Origin of the sequence: Burkholderia sp. Cy-637, from assembly GCF_011753175.1 — a bacterium.
GTDB classification, from domain to species: domain Bacteria; phylum Pseudomonadota; class Gammaproteobacteria; order Burkholderiales; family Burkholderiaceae; genus Burkholderia; species Burkholderia gladioli.
In genome coordinates, this window is record NZ_VWWC01000004.1 from 82,565 (window position 1) to 97,642 (window position 15,078).

The 15,078-nt window shown below is 70.9% G+C and carries 12 protein-coding genes; 5 read left to right on the top strand and 7 right to left on the bottom strand.

Going from position 1 to position 15,078, the window contains the following annotated elements:
• Window positions 1-243 precede the first annotated feature (243 nt).
• The 3 genes from F3J10_RS02500 to F3J10_RS02510 all read right to left on the bottom strand — a co-directional run bounded on the left by F3J10_RS02500 (window position 244) and on the right by F3J10_RS02510 (window position 3,950).
• The gene (locus F3J10_RS02500) at window positions 244-1,071 is read right to left on the bottom strand and encodes an AraC family transcriptional regulator (protein ID WP_166912646.1); all 828 of its coding nucleotides are present in this window, start codon (window positions 1,069-1,071) and stop codon (window positions 244-246) included.
• A 256-nt stretch (window positions 1,072-1,327) separates the two neighbouring features.
• Entirely contained in the window at window positions 1,328-2,458 is a 1,131-nt protein-coding gene (locus F3J10_RS02505) for a 3-deoxy-7-phosphoheptulonate synthase (protein ID WP_166913753.1), read from the bottom strand.
• Between the two features lie 175 nt (window positions 2,459-2,633).
• The gene (locus tag F3J10_RS02510) at window positions 2,634-3,950 is read right to left on the bottom strand and encodes a lipase family protein (protein ID WP_025097808.1); all 1,317 of its coding nucleotides are present in this window, start codon (window positions 3,948-3,950) and stop codon (window positions 2,634-2,636) included.
• A 421-nt stretch (window positions 3,951-4,371) separates the two neighbouring features.
• On the opposite strand from F3J10_RS02510, the gene F3J10_RS02515 reads away from it, so the two are divergent.
• From F3J10_RS02515 to F3J10_RS02525, 3 genes are read left to right on the top strand one after another with little or no spacing between them, the layout of a single operon-like run.
• Complete coding sequence (locus F3J10_RS02515) at window positions 4,372-5,298, top strand: PhzF family phenazine biosynthesis isomerase (protein WP_205195502.1); 927 nt, start codon at window positions 4,372-4,374, stop codon at window positions 5,296-5,298.
• The gene (locus F3J10_RS02520; protein WP_025097806.1) at window positions 5,295-6,215 is read left to right on the top strand and encodes an NAD(P)-binding domain-containing protein; all 921 of its coding nucleotides are present in this window, start codon (window positions 5,295-5,297) and stop codon (window positions 6,213-6,215) included. Before F3J10_RS02515 ends, F3J10_RS02520 begins: the two co-directional genes overlap by 4 nt.
• 49 nt (window positions 6,216-6,264) lie before the next feature.
• Window positions 6,265-7,599, top strand: coding sequence for a dicarboxylate/amino acid:cation symporter (locus tag F3J10_RS02525; protein WP_166913751.1), 1,335 nt, complete (start codon window positions 6,265-6,267; stop codon window positions 7,597-7,599).
• A 39-nt stretch (window positions 7,600-7,638) separates the two neighbouring features.
• Here the strand turns inward: F3J10_RS02525 and F3J10_RS02530 are convergent, their stop codons facing one another.
• Window positions 7,639-8,505, bottom strand: a complete 867-nt coding sequence (locus F3J10_RS02530) for an NAD(P)H-binding protein (protein ID WP_166913749.1) — start codon at window positions 8,503-8,505, stop codon at window positions 7,639-7,641.
• A gap of 218 nt (window positions 8,506-8,723) precedes the next feature.
• Between F3J10_RS02530 and F3J10_RS02535 the strand changes: the two genes are divergently transcribed.
• On the top strand, window positions 8,724-9,644 hold the full coding sequence (locus tag F3J10_RS02535) for a LysR family transcriptional regulator (protein WP_166913747.1): 921 nt from the start codon (window positions 8,724-8,726) through the stop codon (window positions 9,642-9,644).
• 18 nt (window positions 9,645-9,662) lie between these two features.
• Here the strand turns inward: F3J10_RS02535 and F3J10_RS02540 are convergent, their stop codons facing one another.
• The 3 genes from F3J10_RS02540 to F3J10_RS02550 are packed head-to-tail and all read right to left on the bottom strand — an operon-like array spanning window position 9,663 to window position 13,619.
• Complete coding sequence (locus tag F3J10_RS02540; protein ID WP_166913745.1) at window positions 9,663-11,894, bottom strand: xanthine dehydrogenase family protein molybdopterin-binding subunit; 2,232 nt, start codon at window positions 11,892-11,894, stop codon at window positions 9,663-9,665.
• A gap of 52 nt (window positions 11,895-11,946) precedes the next feature.
• Entirely contained in the window at window positions 11,947-12,927 is a 981-nt protein-coding gene (locus tag F3J10_RS02545) for a xanthine dehydrogenase family protein subunit M (protein WP_166913743.1), read from the bottom strand.
• Window positions 12,927-13,619, bottom strand: a complete 693-nt coding sequence (locus F3J10_RS02550) for a (2Fe-2S)-binding protein (protein WP_205200133.1) — start codon at window positions 13,617-13,619, stop codon at window positions 12,927-12,929. The genes F3J10_RS02545 and F3J10_RS02550 overlap by 1 nt, the downstream gene beginning before the upstream one ends.
• 362 nt (window positions 13,620-13,981) lie before the next feature.
• Between F3J10_RS02550 and F3J10_RS02555 the strand changes: the two genes are divergently transcribed.
• Window positions 13,982-14,821, top strand: a complete 840-nt coding sequence (locus tag F3J10_RS02555; protein WP_166913741.1) for an SDR family oxidoreductase — start codon at window positions 13,982-13,984, stop codon at window positions 14,819-14,821.
• Window positions 14,822-15,078 lie beyond the last annotated feature (257 nt).

Below are 15,078 nucleotides of genomic sequence, written 5' to 3' on the forward strand. Positions count from 1 at the left end.
GCCGAGGCGTCGCGCCGAAACCGCGGGACACGTCCAAACGAAGCGCGCCGGATCGAACGGCGCGCGGATCAGGGTTTTCACGGAGTCTAAAGGGCGGTCGCCATAATGAAAACTATCTGCTGATTATCGAATCGATAAACGTGGCTAATGGCGACGGATGCCGCGCCGGACGGCGATTTCGTCTGAAGGAAACGGAGAGGGCGGCGGGGAAAGCGGGGAAGCGGGGAAGCGGAAAGCGGGCGTTCAGCCCTTGATGCGGCGCGGCGGCGCGTAGCCATGTTTCCGGAACAGCCGGGCCAGGTAGGAGGGCGACTCCAGCCCGACCGCGGCGGCCGCGGCCACCACCGTCATGTTCGGCGCGCGCAGCAGCGCCCGCGCCTGCTCGACGCGTCGGCGCGACTGGTAGTCGACCACCGATTCGCCGGTCGCGTCGCGGAAGATGCGCGTGAGCGTGCGGCGCGACAGTCCGAACTCGTAGGCGATGCGGTCGAGCCCGACCGGCTGGTCGAGCGTCGCGTCGAGGAAGGCAAGGATGTCGCGCACCAGTTCGCGATGCGCGTCGGCGCTGCCGGGCGGCAGCGGTGCCGAGGCGAGGCCGGCTTCCACGCAGGCGGCCGCCGCCATCTGGGCGGCCAGCTCGGCGCGATAGGCGGCCAGCTCGCCGCCGCCGGCCTGGCCGGTGCCGGCGGCCACGCGCACGGCGTCGAGCAGCGGCAGCGGCGCGGACCAGACCGAGATCCGCGCGCAGGACAGCGCGCGCCGCGCCTTGCGCTCGCAATGGGCCACGAAATCGCGGGCCACGTAGACCGCCACGTGTTCCTGCTGGGGCCGGTAGCCGTGGGTGTCGTGCAGGCGATGCGGCGGGACCACCACGAAGGATTTCGGCGCGACGCGCAGCGGCGCCGCGTTCGATTCGACATTGAGGATCAACTGGCCGGCGCGCGGCAGCAGGAACATGTATTCCTCGTCGTGCGCGTGCGGCTCGGTGCGATAGCCGCCGACCGATACGTGCCGGACGTCGGCGACGCGGTCGTCCGAGAGATGACGGGAAGCGGTGGGATAGTGCTTCATGATGCGATTCCTGACGCGCCGGACCAGGCGCGGCGCACGCCATGCGATGCTTCGCGCGGCGGGGGCCGGCACGCGGATCGAGCGGCCAGTATAAGGCGCGTCGCGCCGGCGTCGAAATTCACGGCGGTGCGCTGCTTGCCGCTGCCTGCCGCCGGCTGGCGGCGCGGTGCTCGCCGGCCGGCGGCAGGCAAGCGCGAGCGCGCCAGCGGCAGCCGAGTCGTCCGACTACCGCCGCGCCATGCCGCCGCCTCCGCGCTCAGGCCTGGCGCGAATGCGCGCGCCGCCGGCGCACGGCATCGGCCAGCACGTCCAGCACCGGCTCGGTCTGCGCCCAGCTCAGGCAGGCGTCGGTGATCGACACGCCGCGCTTGAGCGGCACGCCCGGCTTCAGGTCCTGGCGCCCCGCCTCCAGATGGCTCTCGACCATCACGCCGACGATGCGCTGCTCGCCCTGCGCGAGCTGCCCCGCCAGGTCCTGCGCGACCTCGATCTGCCGCTCGTGCGACTTGTTCGAGTTCGCGTGCGAGCAGTCCACCATCACCTGCTCGCGCAGGCTGGCCTTGCGCAGCACCGCGCAGCAGGCTTCCACGTGCTCCGCGTCGTAGTTCGGGCCGTTCTTGCCGCCGCGCAGGATCACGTGCGCGTCGTCGTTGCCGCGCGTCTCGAAGATCGCGGCCATGCCCATCTTCGTCATCCCCATGAAGGCATGCCTGGAGGCCGCGGCCACGATCGCGTCCGAGGCCACCTGCACGCCGCCGTCGGTGCCGTTCTTGAAGCCGATCGGGCAGCTCAGACCCGAGGCGAGCTGGCGATGGCTCTGGCTCTCGGTGGTGCGCGCGCCGATCGCGCCCCAGGCGATCAGGTCGGCGATGTACTGCGGGCTCAGCAGGTCGAGGAACTCGGTGGCGGCCGGCAGGCCCAGCGCGTTGATGTCGAGCAGCAGGTGGCGCGCCGCGCGCAGCCCTTCGTTGATGCGGAAGCTGCCGTCCAGGCGCGGATCGTTGATGTAGCCCTTCCAGCCCACCGTGGTGCGCGGCTTCTCGAAGTAGACGCGCATGGTGATCAGCAGCTCGTCCTGCCGCGTGTCGGCGGCGGCCTTCAGGCGGCGCGCGTAGTCGAGCGCCTGGTCGTGATCGTGGATCGAGCAGGGGCCCACCACCAGCAGCAGGCGGTCGTCGCGGCCGTGCAGGATGTCGCCGATCGCCTTGCGGGTGTCCTCGACCAGGGTTTGCGTGGCCTGCGGCACCGGCAGCTCGTCCTGCAGCAGCGCCGGCGAGATCAGCGGGCGCACCGCGCCGATGCGCACGTCGTCGATGCGCGTGGTGTCCTGGGTCGCGTCGGCGACGCCGACCTCGCGGTCGTGCGAGGGATTGTCGAGGTTCTGCATGGAAATTCTCCGGGGACGTCTTTTTGAATGTCGGGCAGGCTCGATTATGGCATTCGGCCGTGACGGCGGAGCGGGCGGACGGGGGCGGTGAAGGAAAATGAAGAAGGCGATCCGCGACGGCGGATCGCCCCTGGGCGACAGCGTTTTTTTGTTATCGGCGCGCGTGCCGCGTCGCTCAGTGCTGCGTTTCCGGCGCCAGCGAGCTGCTCGGCAGCAGGGCCGTCAGCGCGCAGGTGCTGGGCGCGGGCTTGCCGGCGAAGCGATCGTAGAGCCAGGGCAGCATGCCGGCGGCCCAGGTCGCGACCGAGCCGAAGTGATCGAGCGGATATTCGACATGGACCACCGGCGTGCCGCTCGCGCAGAACTTCTGCGCCAGGGCGCGCACGTCGTGGGCCAGCATCACGCCGTCGCCCACCTGCAGGCTGAAGGTGCCGTCCACGATGCCGATGGTGCCCTGGCCGATGTACATCGGGATGGTCGGCGAGGGGGCCAGCCCCGCGTTCACCTTGTTGGCGTAGGTCACGTACACCGGGATGCTGTTGATGTCGTTCGCGTATTGCGGCTTGAACAGGGTCTTCCAGCGCAGGCCCGTGTACCTCGGCAGGATGTAGGCGAGCGACTGGCTCTGGATGTCCTTGAACACGGCCACGCCGGTATCGCTCAGGTAGGGCGTCAGGTCGAAGCCGAAGCCTCTAGAGAGTCCCGCCAGCGCGGCCGCGGCCACGCCGCCCCAGACGATGCTGCCGTCCACGTACTTGAGGTTGTGGGCGGGGTCGACCAGCACGCCGCCCTCGGCCGCGCCCACCAGCTGCTTGTTGACGTCGGGCGCGTAGCTCGGCGCCAGTTGCGCGGCCCAGTTGGTGGCGATCGCCCCGCCGGAATAACCGATCATCGCCACCTTGCTCGCGGGCGTGAGGCCGGTGGACGAGGTATTGAGCGCCGCGCGGATCGAGTCGAGCGTGGTCATGCCGTATTCGGGGCCGGCCGCGAAGTCGGCGGTCTGGCCTTGCGTATCGGGCACGATCACGTTGTAGCCGAGCAGCAGCAGCGCCGAGAGCGGGATCGATTCGGCGCTGTAGATCAGGGTGCCGAGATTGACGAACTTGGTGATGTCGCGATCGCCGGCGATCACCTGCGAGGGTTCGTCGTAGGGGTTCAGCGAGTCGTAGGCCGACTGGTAGGAGATGGCGTGGCCGTTGCTGACCTGGCTGCGGATCACCGAGGTGACGTTGACCACCGGCTGGTTCTGCGCGTTGTTGGTGCGATACAGCAACTGCTCGGCCTTCAGCGCGGTCGGGATGCCGGCCACGTGATAGGTGACCTCGCGCGTCTTGAGCACCGTGCCGGCCGGAATCGATGCCAGGGGCGTGTTGCCGGTGTAGCTGTAGAACGGATCGGAAACGGTGGCCGGCCCGGCGCTGGCCGGCGACGCGGCCAGGCCCAGCAGGCAGGACACGGCCGCGGCGGCGGCCAGGGAGAGTTTGGATGACATGCGAGAAGTCCCTCTGTGAGTTTGTTTCGTTTATGTAGTTTCAACAGGACTGCAAAGCGATCGATTGCATCGAAACGGGAACGAATTGGCCGGAATATGTGGTTCTTCTCGGGCGGGCGTCTCGAACCCGTCGCGAGGATTCTGGATGACGGGCTGCCTGGAAATCAACCGCGCGCCCGCTCCAAACAGGTTTTTGAAACGCTCGCGAGCATGCGCGGCCGCCTAGCACGAAGCCGGCGGCGGATTCGTGAAATGAGCGGGCCGCTCGCTCGGCACAGGGAAAACGCCGGGGCGGCGCGGCCCCCGCGCGACGGGCCCGGCGCGCGGCTGGCCCGATCGTGCTCGATGCCTGGCCCGATCGGGCGCGACCGTTTTTTTGTGCTTCGGCATGCTGGCGCCACTTTTACGTGGGAGCCAGTTCATGAGTCTTGTTGGAATCCTGTCCGCGTCGGCGGGCGTCGCGAACGATCGCGGCGATCCGCGGCCGCATTTCCTCAGCGTGTTCCCGGCCGGTGCCGGCGGCGGCAACCCGGCGCCCGTGGTGCTCGATGCCGATACGCTGCCGGCCGAGGCCATGAAGGCGGTGGCGGCGCGTTATGGTCACGAAAGCGCCTTCGTCTGCATGCCTGAGGATCCTCGCAACCTGTGCCGGCTGCGCTTCTTCGTGCCCGAGCACGAGATGGAGATGTGCGGGCATGCCACGCTCGGCGCGATGTGGCTGCTGCGCGAGACCGGCCGCTGGACCGGCGCGACGGCCCGCGTCGAGACGCTGAGCGGCGTGGTCGAGTTGCGTTACGACGAAGCGGCGCGACGTATCGACGTGAGCCAGCCGCGCGGCAGCGTGCAGCCGGTCGAGGATGCGGGCCTGCTCGAGGCAATCCGCGAGGTGCTGCGCCTCGATGCCGACGCGCTTGGCCCGCATGGCATCGTCAACGCCCGCACCAGCCGCACCAAGACGCTGGTGCCGATCCGCTCGGTCGAGCGGCTCCATGCGATCGCGCCCAGGCTCGACGCGGTGCGCGCGCTGTGCGACGCGCTCGGATCGACGGGACTCTATCCCTTCGCAATCGAAGCGGCCCGGCCGCTGGTCCTGCAGGCGCGGCAGTTCCCGCGCGGCTCCGGTTATCCCGAGGACGCCGCCACCGGCATCGCGGCGGCGGCGACCCTGTATGGCGCGCTGCACCACGGCCTGCTGCCGGCCGGCGAGACGGCGATCACGATCCGCCAGGGCGTCGCGATGGGCCGGCCGTCGAGCATCGGCGTGGCCCTGCGCGAGCCGGGCAATCCCGAGGCGGGCTGCTGGATCAGCGGCGCGGTGGAACCGACCACGCTGGAGCCGCGCGCATGAAGACCTATACCAATGCCCAGGTGGCCGGCTGCCTCGATATCCCTTCCTCGGTCGAGGCGATCCGCCGGGCCTACCTCGAGATGGCGAACGGCGGCGCCAGCGTGCAGCCGCGCGCGCGGATCGGCCTGGCCGACCTGAAGTTCAGCGCGATGAGCGCGATGCTCGGCTCGGCGCGGCTGGCGGCCAGCAAGCTCTACACGACCATCGACGGACGTTTCCGTTTCTACATCGCGCTGTTCTCGCTCGACGACGGCGAACTCGTGGCGCTGCTCGAAGGCGATTCGATCACCGGCTTCCGTACCTCGGCCACCACGCTGCTGGCCGCCGAGCACCTCGCGCGCCCGGGCAGCGCCAGCCTCGGGCTGTTCGGCAGCGGCATCCAGGCTCGCGCGCATGCGCTGGCCTTCGCGGCGCGGCCGGGCTTGCGCGAGCTGCGCATCCACAGCCCGGACGAGGCAAGTGCTCGCGCGCTGGCCGAGGAGATCGCCACCGGCCACGGGATCGGGACGCGCGTGGTCGAGGCGCGCGAAGCCGCCGCGGCGGACATCGTGGTGCTCGCCACGCGCGCATCCGAGCCGGTGCTTCGCGGCGACTGGCTGCGGCCCGGCGCCTTCGTCGCCAGCATCGGCGCGACGCGGCCGGACCAGCGCGAGATCGACGATGCCTCGCTGCAACGCGCCTCGCGGCTGGTGGTCGACTGGACCCGGCAGACGCCGCTCGAAACCGGCGACCTGCTGCTGCCGCCGCGCGAGCTGGTCGAGCGCCGACCGCTGGTCGACCTGTCGACGGTGATCGCGGCCGGCGAGCGCCGTGCCGGGGACGCCGAGGACATCGTCATCTACAAGGCCGTCGGCATCGCGCTGCAGGATGCGGCGGTGGCCTGTCTCGCCTACACGCGGCTCGTTTCAGGACATTGAGCCGCCGTCTTGCTACCCGCGTTCGCCCGCGAACGCCCAGGAGTTCCTCATGAAGTTTCCGCTCACCGCCCGCATCGTGGCCGGCATGCTGCTCGGCATCGCCGCCGGTTATGCCTGCCATGCCGGCTTGCCGGCCGACCAGGCCGCTCGCTTCGGCGGCTATTTCTCGCTGCTCGCCGACGTGTTCCTGCGGCTGATCAAGATGATCATCGCGCCGCTGGTGTTCTGCACGCTGGTGACCGGCGTCACCCGCATCGGCGACGTGCGTACCGCCGGCCGCATCGGCCTGCGCACGCTCGGCTGGTTCATGGCGGCCGGGTTCCTGTCGCTGGTGCTGGGCGCGTGCCTGGCGAACTGGCTGAAGCCCGGCGCCGTGCTGGGGCTGCCGCTGCCGCCGGCCAACGCGAGCTCGGGGCTCAATGCCGGCGCGCTGTCGCTGAACCAGTTCGTGGCGCACCTGGTGCCGAGCAGCATCGTGCAGGCGATGTCCGGCAACGAGATCCTGCAGATCGTGGTGTTCGCCGCGTTCTTCAGCGCCGGGCTCACGGCGCTCGGCGACAAGGGCGCGCTGGTGGTGCGCCTGCTCGACGAGGTGGCGCACGCGATGCTGAAGGTGACGGGCTACGTGATGGCGCTCGCGCCGATCGCCGTGTTCGGCGCGATCGCGAACGTGGTGTCCTCGCGCGGCTTGTCGGTGCTGCTCACCTACGGACGCTTCATGGGCGAGTTCTACGGCGGCCTGCTGCTGCTCTGGCTGCTGCTGGTGCTGGCCGGCGGGGCCCTGCTGGGCCGTCGCGTGTTCGCGCTGATCCGGTACATGCGCGTGCCGATGCTGCTCGGCTTCAGCACCGCCAGCAGCGAATCGGCCTATCCGAAGACGCTGGAGCAACTGGAGCGCTTCGGCGTGCCCAAGCGCATCGCCAGCTTCGTGCTGCCGATCGGCTATTCCTTCAATCTCGACGGCACCATGATGTATTGCACCTTCGCCACGCTGTTCATCGCGCAGGCGTACGGCGTGCACCTGTCCTTCGCGCAGCAGGTGTCGATGCTGGCGATCCTGATGCTGACCAGCAAGGGCATGGCGGCGGTGCCGCGCGCCTCGCTGGTGGTGATCGCGGCCACCCTGGGCCAGTTCGATATTCCCGAGGCGGGCCTGCTGCTGGTGATGGGCGTGGATCACTTCCTCGACATGGGGCGTACCGCCACCAACGTGATCGGCAACGCGGTGGCCTCGGCGGCGGTGGCGAAGTGGGAGGGGGTGTTGATGGAGGAAGGGGCGCGGGAGGAGGCAGAGGCAGAGGCGGAGGCGGACGACGTGGTCCAGCGCGCCGAGGCGGCGGCGACCGTGCCGGTGGCGATGCGGCACGGTCATCGAGCGGCCTGACCCGTCGTCAAGGCGTTCGGCTGGCGCGCTGCCGGCGCCTCACCCCGCTCGCGCGATCAACTCGCGCAGCACCGCGTCGACCTCCACCTCGCCCTTCAGGATCGGCCCGTGGGTGCACTCGTAGTCGATCCAGCCTTCGTTGAAGCCGTCGAGCATGCGCATGCGCGGCAGCGGATGGCGCATGCCCTGCGCGCGGAACAGCGTGTCCCAGGCGCGCCGGTCCACCGCCTCGGCCTGCACCGGCTTGCCGAGCACGCGCGAGAAGGCCGCCGCGAGATCGTGCGGGCTCAGGCGGCGCGGCCCTTCCATCTCGACCACGCGCAGGCCCTGCCAGCTTTCCTGGATCAGCCGCGCCGCCACGCGCCCGACGTCGGCGGTGGCGTTCATCGGCACGGGGCGCGCCAGCGGCTGCAGGAAGCTGGCGATCAGGCCGTGCTCGCGCGCCGATTCGATGTCGCGGCTGGCGTTCTCGATGAACCAGCCGGGCCGCAGCAGCGTGACCGGCATCGGCAACTCGCGCAGCGCTTGCTCCATCAGCCCGCGCTGCGTGAGCAGGTTCATCTCGCCGGCCTGCGCGCCGATGGTGCTCAGGCACAGCACGCGCTCGGGCCGCGCCGCGCGCAGCGCCGCCACCACCGCGTCGATGATGCGGCGCGCCTTCGGAAAACCCGGCTCGGGATCGAAGTCGGACGGCGGCAGCACGAACACCGCGCGCGCGTTCTCGAAGGCGGCGGCCAGCGCGCGGGCGTCGTCCATCTCGGCGGTGGCGATCTCGCAGCCGCGCGCGGCCCAGTCGCCGGCGCGGCCGGCGTCGCGCACCACGGCCCGCACCGGGCGGCCCTCGCTGAGCAACTGGCGGCCGAGCGCGCCGCCCACCTTGCCGGTGATGCCGGTGATCGCATACATGGGGAATTCCTTCTCGCAGCGGGGCGCGAGCCGATGCCGGCGCCCCTCGGTGACCCGGGCCCGGCCGGGAATGAGGCGGATTGTGCGGGCTCGCCCGCGCGCGACCCAGGCCCGCCGGGTCAGGGCATTGATGACATGGCGTCATCGATCGGCGGCCTTCGGCTCGTGATACCTTTGCGCCATCCTCCCTCACGCCCGGCCCGCGCCGGTTCACCCCGATGCCATCGCGTCACGAGAACCTGTCCGGCGGAATCAGCGTGTTCGCGGCCGTGGTCGACACCGGCACCTTCGCGGCCGCCTCCGAGGTGATCGGCATGACGCCGCCCGGCGTCAGCCGCGCCATCGCCCGGCTCGAGAAGCGCCTGAAGATCCGCCTGTTCAATCGCACCACGCGCTCGGTCTCGCTGACCGACGAGGGGCGCCGTTTCTACGAGCAGGTCATGCCGCACCTGGCGGGCCTGGAGGAGGCGGCCGCGGCGGCGGCCGGCGACGCGGCGGTGGTGCGCGGCCGGCTGCGCGTCAACCTCGATCCGGTCTGCTACGGGCTGGTGCTGGGCGCGCCGCTCGAGCGCTTCATGGCCGCGCATCCCGGGCTGGACGTCGAGGTCATCGCGCGCGATACGGTCGGCGACCTGGTGCTGGAGGGTTTCGACCTGGCGATCCAGTTCGGCGAGCCGAAGGCTTCCACCCTGGTCGCGCGCAAGCTGTTCGACACCGGCGTGGTGACGGTGGCCGCGCCCGCCTACCTGGCGCGCCACGGCCGGCCGCTGCGGCCCGAGGACCTGGCCGGCGAGGGCCATCGCGTGATCGAGTTCCGCAATCCCGAGACGGGGCGCCCCTATCGCTGGGAGTTCCGGCGCAAGCGCCGGCACCTGGTGGTGGAGGCGCGCGGCCGGCTCATCGTCAACGATCCGGCCGCGCATGTGCGCGCCTGCGTGGCGGGCCTCGGCGTGGCGCAGATGCTGGCCTTCGCGGTCGAGCCGATGATCGCCGCCGGGCAGTTGGTCAACCTGTTCCCCGACTGGGCCGACGAGCGTTTCCCGCTGTATGCCTATTACCCCTCGCGCCAGCACCTGCCGGCGCGCACGCGCGCCTTCCTCGATTTCGTGATCGGCCTGACGGGCGGCACGCCGGGCTGAGGCGCGCTGCCCGCCGGCTCAGGCGAAGACCGGCGCGGCCGGATCGATCAGCTTGTCGAGCGTGATCGGCAGCTCGCGCACGCGCTGCCCGGTGGCGTGATGCACCGCGTTCGCCACCGCCGCCGCCAGCCCCGTGATGCCGATCTCGCCCACCCCGCGCGCGCCGAACTCGTTCAAGGCCAGGTCCGGATGATCGAGGAAGATCACCTCGATGTCGGGCTGGTCGGCATGCACCGGCACCGGGTACTCGGCGTAGTTGTTGTTGCCGGGCAGGCCGGTGCGCGGATCGTATTCGGTGGCCTCGAACAGCGCCATGCCGATGCCCATCACGATCGCCCCTTCCACCTGGTTGCGCGCCGTGAGCGGGTTCATCACGCGGCCCACGTCGATCGCGCTGACCACGCGCGCCACCCGCAGGTGCGAGATGCCCGGATCCCAGCGCACCTCCACGAAATGCACCCCGAAGGAGCGGAACGAGAACTTGCCGGCCGGCGCCGCCGAGGTACTGGCGAAGCCTTCCGCGTTGGCCAGGCGCCGCGACTTGAGCAGCGCGTCGAAGGCGATGCGGCGCTTGCCGTCGCTCAGCACGCCCTGCTCGAAGCCCAGCGCCTCGGGCTTGGCACCGGCGAAGGGCGCGCCCTCGGCCACGGCGATCTGCTTGAGCTGCAGGATCGCGTTGCGGGTGGCCTCGGCGATCGCCGGCGAGACGCTCGCGGTGGCCCAGGAGCCGCCCGACATCGGCGCGGCCGGGAACGCGGAACTGCCGAGCCGCACCTGGATCCGCTCGATCGGCAGGCCGCTCAGTTCCGAGACGATCTGCGCGGCGATCGTGTAGGTGCCGGTGCCGATGTCCTGGATCGCGCAGGTGACCAGCGCGTTGCCCTCGCTGTTCAGTTGCACGCGCGCCTCGGCCGGCGTGCGATAGGCGTCCCAGTTGCAGGCGGCCATGCCGTAGCCGATCCGCTCGCGGCCGTCGCGCATCGAGCCGATTGCGGGGTTGCGGCGCGCCCAGCCGAAGCGCTCGGCGGCGGTGGTGATCGCCTCGGGCAGGTGATTGCTCGACCAGGGCAGCCCGGCCGCCTCGTCCTGGGTCGAGAGGTTGGCCAGGCGGAACGCGAGCGGGTCCTGGCCGGCCGCCAGCGCCAGCTCGTCGATCGCCGATTCCAGCGCGAACAGGCCCGGCGCCGCGCCGGGTGCGCGCATCGAGGTCGAGCAGCCGCGGTTGACGCGCGTGGTCTGGTGGCTCACCAGCACGTTCGGGCAGGAATAGAGCACGCGCGAGACGCCGCCGCAGTTCTCGGTGAAGGAATCGGTCATGGCGGTGCTGTTGATCGACTCGTGGCGCAGCGAGCTGAGCTTGCCATTGGCATCGGCCGACAGGCGCAGCCGCTGCTTCGTCTCGGGACGATGGCCGGTGGCCGTGAACATCTGCGCGCGCGGCACCAGCAGCTTGACGGGGCGGCCCACCGCCAGCGAGGCGGCGCTGGCCGCCACCGAATGCGGCCACATGAACAGCTTGCTGCCGAAACCCGAGCCGATGAAGGGCGCCTCCACGGTGACCTGCTCGGGCGTCAGCCCGAACACGCTGGCCAGCGTGTTGCGATGCACGGTCACGCCCTGCGAGGCCTCGTAGACGTGCAGACGTCCATCCTCCCAACTCGCCACGGTGGCGTGCAGCTCCATCGGGTTGTGGGTCTCGACGGGCGTGCGATAGGTGAGGTCGACCCGGTAGGCGGCGGCCTCGAAGGCGGGTTCCGGCTCGCCGCGCGCATGGCCGCGCCCGCCGTCGCGCGTGCCGTTCTGCGCGAGGCCCTGGTCGAGCGTGGCCACCGCCGGCTGGCTGGCGTAGCTCACCGCCACGCGCATCGCGGCCTCGCGCGCGTGCTCGAAGGTATCGGCGATCACCAGCGCCACGAACTGGCCGGCGTAGTTGACGGTGGCGTCCTCGAAGGGCAGCCGCGATTCGTCGGTGATGGTGGCGCGCAGGATGGTCGGGATCGCGATCGGGCTTTTCTTCGGCCGATACAGGCGCGGCACGTGCTCGTGATGGAGGATGTCGATCACGCCCGGCACGCGCCGCGCCTCGCGCGTGTCGATGCGCAGGATGCGGCCGCTGGCGATGGTGCTGAACACGCCATAGGCGTGCACCATGCCGGCGGGATGCTGGTCGGCCGTGTAGGGCGCGGCGCCGGTCAGTTTCAGGCGGCCGTCGACGCGCTTGACCGGCTGGCCCACGAGGGTCTCGCTCATGCGGGGCTCCGGGAGGAAAGGGGGAATCGGTTCGAGGTGGGCATGGCGCGCCTCAGGCGGTGAGGGTCTGCAGGTTGCGCACCACGGCCTGCTGGCCGAGCGCGATCTTGAAACCGTTCTGACCGTAGGAGCGCGCACCTTCCAGCGCCAGCGCGGCGGCCCGCGCGAAGCTGTCGAGCGTGGCCGGCTGGCCGGCCAGCGAAGCCTCGGCGGCATGCGCGCGCCAGGGCCGGGTGCCCACCCCGCCCAGCGCGAGCCGGGCGCGCTCGATGGTGCCGCCGTTCGTCACCACGATCGCCGCGCAGGAGGCCAGCGCGAACTGGTAGGAGGCGCGGTCGCGCAGCTTCAGGTAGGCGCCGCGGCCGCCGGCCAGCGGCGCGTCGAGCGTGAGGTGGGTGATCAGCTCGCCGTCCTCCAGCGCGTGCTCGCGCCAGGGCGTGGCGCCGGGCAGCAGGTGGAAATCGAGGAAGTCGATCTCGCGCTCGCCTTGCGGGCCGCGCACGTGGACTTGCGCGCCGATCGCGGCGATCGCCACGCACATGTCGGACGGATGCGCGGCGATGCAATGCTCGCTGCCGCCCAGCACCGCGTGCACGTTGCGGTTCAGCCCGCCGATCGCGGCGCAGCCCGAGCCGGGCTCGCGCTTGTTGCAGGGCGAGACGCCGTCGCGGAAGTAGCCGCAGCGCACGCGCTGCATCACGTTGCCGGCGGTGGTCGCCTTGTTGCGCAGCTGGGTGCTCGCGCCGGACAGCAGCGCCTGCGACAGCACCGGGTAGGCCTGGCGGATCCGCTCGTCGCGCGCCAGCTCGGTGTTGCTCAACATCGCGCCGATCCGCATGCGCCCGTCGGGCAGCGTCTCGATGCGGTCGAGCGCGAGCTTGTGGATGTCCACCACGCGCGCCGGGCGCATCACGTCGAGCTTCATCAGGTCGAGCAGGGTGGTGCCGCCCGCCAGGTAGACGGTCTGTTCCTGCGCGCGGGCGGCGATCGCATTGGCGACCGAGTCGGCGCGGACATAGTCGAAGTTGCGCATCAGATCTGCCTCCCGCCCTTGGCGCGGGCGTCCTGGATCGCCGCCACGATGTTGCGGTAGGCGCCGCAGCGGCAGATGTTGCCGCTCATCGCCTCGCGCAGCGAATGGTCGTCGGCGGGGATCCGCGCGTCGCGCAGCACCGCCACCGCGCTCATCATCTGGCCGGCCGTGCAGTAGCCGCACTGGTAGGCGTCGTGTTCCCAGAAGGCCTGCTGGACAGGATGCAGGCGCCCGTTGCGCTCCAGCCCCTCGACGGTGGTCACCTCGTCGCCCTCGTGCATCAGCGCGAGCGACAGACAGGAGTTCACCGACACGCCGTTCACGTGCACCGTGCAGGCGCCGCATTGGCCGTGGTCGCAGCCCTTCTTGGTGCCGGTCAGTTGCAGGGAGTCGCGCAGCACGTCGAGCAGGATCGCGTTCGGCGCCACGCGCAGCTCGCGCGCCACGCCGTTCACGCTGAAGCGCAGGTTCGGAGCGCTCGCCTCGGCGGGGGCGGCGGCGGGCGCGGGCGTCTCCTCGATGGCCGGCTGGGGCTCGGCGGCGGCCGCGCTGGCGAGCCAGCCGCCGCTGCCGGCGGTGGCCACGCCGGAGGCGCCGGCCTGCAGGAAACGGCGGCGCGAGATCGTGGCGCGCTCGGGCGGGCTGGCGGCGTTGCCGGGGTCGTGGGCGGTCGGTTTGGAGTCGGCGGTCATGGGCGGATTACCGTATCGAGGCGTATTGAGGGGAGCGGGGGGGCGCGCGAGGGATCGCGCGCGAAGCTCATTAAACCGCCGTTGGCGGCCTCGTGACCGTCCCGATTTGCTTCAAGCCTCGTAGAGGAAAACTCATCAATGCGCGCCGGCGCGATCGACGATCATGGACGCTTTCCACCGCGGCGCGGGCCGACGGCTGCCAGGCTTGCCGCGACGGGCTCGGCGAGCCCGGCGTGGATGCGGCGCCATATGTGCGCGTATATCACGCAAGCGGACAGGCGGGATGCCGAGCCGTCTCGCGCGACACGTTCGGCAAGCCGCGTGCCCGCCGCACCGCGTCCCTGCCTGAGGAGTGCGTAGCAATGAGTGCAAGCAAGACCTGGTTCATCACCGGCACCTCGACCGGCTTCGGCCGGATCCTGACCGAGAAGCTGCTCGAACGCGGCGACCGCGTGGCGGCCACCCTGCGCGAGCCGGCGCGGCTCGACGCGCTGCGCGAGCGCCACGGCGAGCGGCTGTGGGTGCAGGCGCTCGACGTGACCGACGCGAACCGGATCGGCCCGGTGGTCGACGCGGCCTTCGAGGCCTTTGGCCGGATCGACGTGCTGGTCAACAACGCCGGCTACGCGGCCTTCGGCGCCGCCGACGAATTGTCCGACGCGCAGATCCGCCGCCAGCTCGACACCAACGTGCTCGGCTCGATCCGCGTGACGCGCGCGGCGCTGCCGCATCTGCGCGCGCAGGGCGGCGGGCGCATCCTGCAGGTCTCGTCGATGGGCGGGCAGATCGCCTTGCCGGGGCTGTGTGCCTATCACGCCTCGAAATGGGCGATCGAGGGCTTCTTCGAGGCGGTGGTGCAGGACGTGGCCTCGTTCGGCATCGAGGTCACCCTGGTCGAGCCGGCCGGCGCGCATACGAATTTCATCCACGGCCTGGACAATGCCACGCCGCTCGAGGTCTACGAGGACACCATCGTCGGCACGCGGCGGCGCGCGCTGGGCTCGCCGTCCACCTATCGCCTGCCGCTGTCGCCGGAGAAGGCGGTGGACGCGATGATCGCCAGCGTCGAGCAGAGCCCGGCGCCGCGGCGGCTGGTGCTCGGCGGCGGCGCCTACCGGCTGATCCACGAGGCGTTGACGGCGCGGCTCGCCGAACTGGAGGCGCAGAAGGAGATCGCCTTCGCGGCCGACGACGCGCAGTGAGCGGCGTGGGCTGAACGGCAGGGATCGCGATACGCGACTCGCGGCATCGCGGCGGTCCAGCCGCAAGGCCGCCGGGCGGCAACCCGGCAAGGCGGCAAAACCCCGAACCCACGCGGCGGCGGAGGTGGCGGCGCGCACGACCGGGCAAACCGGAGGCGCGCCGCATGGCGCAATTGGACGGGTTCCCGTCGCTTCGCGGCAAAAGTCAAAAATCGGCGATTCCGTTACTCCGGCATGAGGCGCGCTGCCGGCACGGC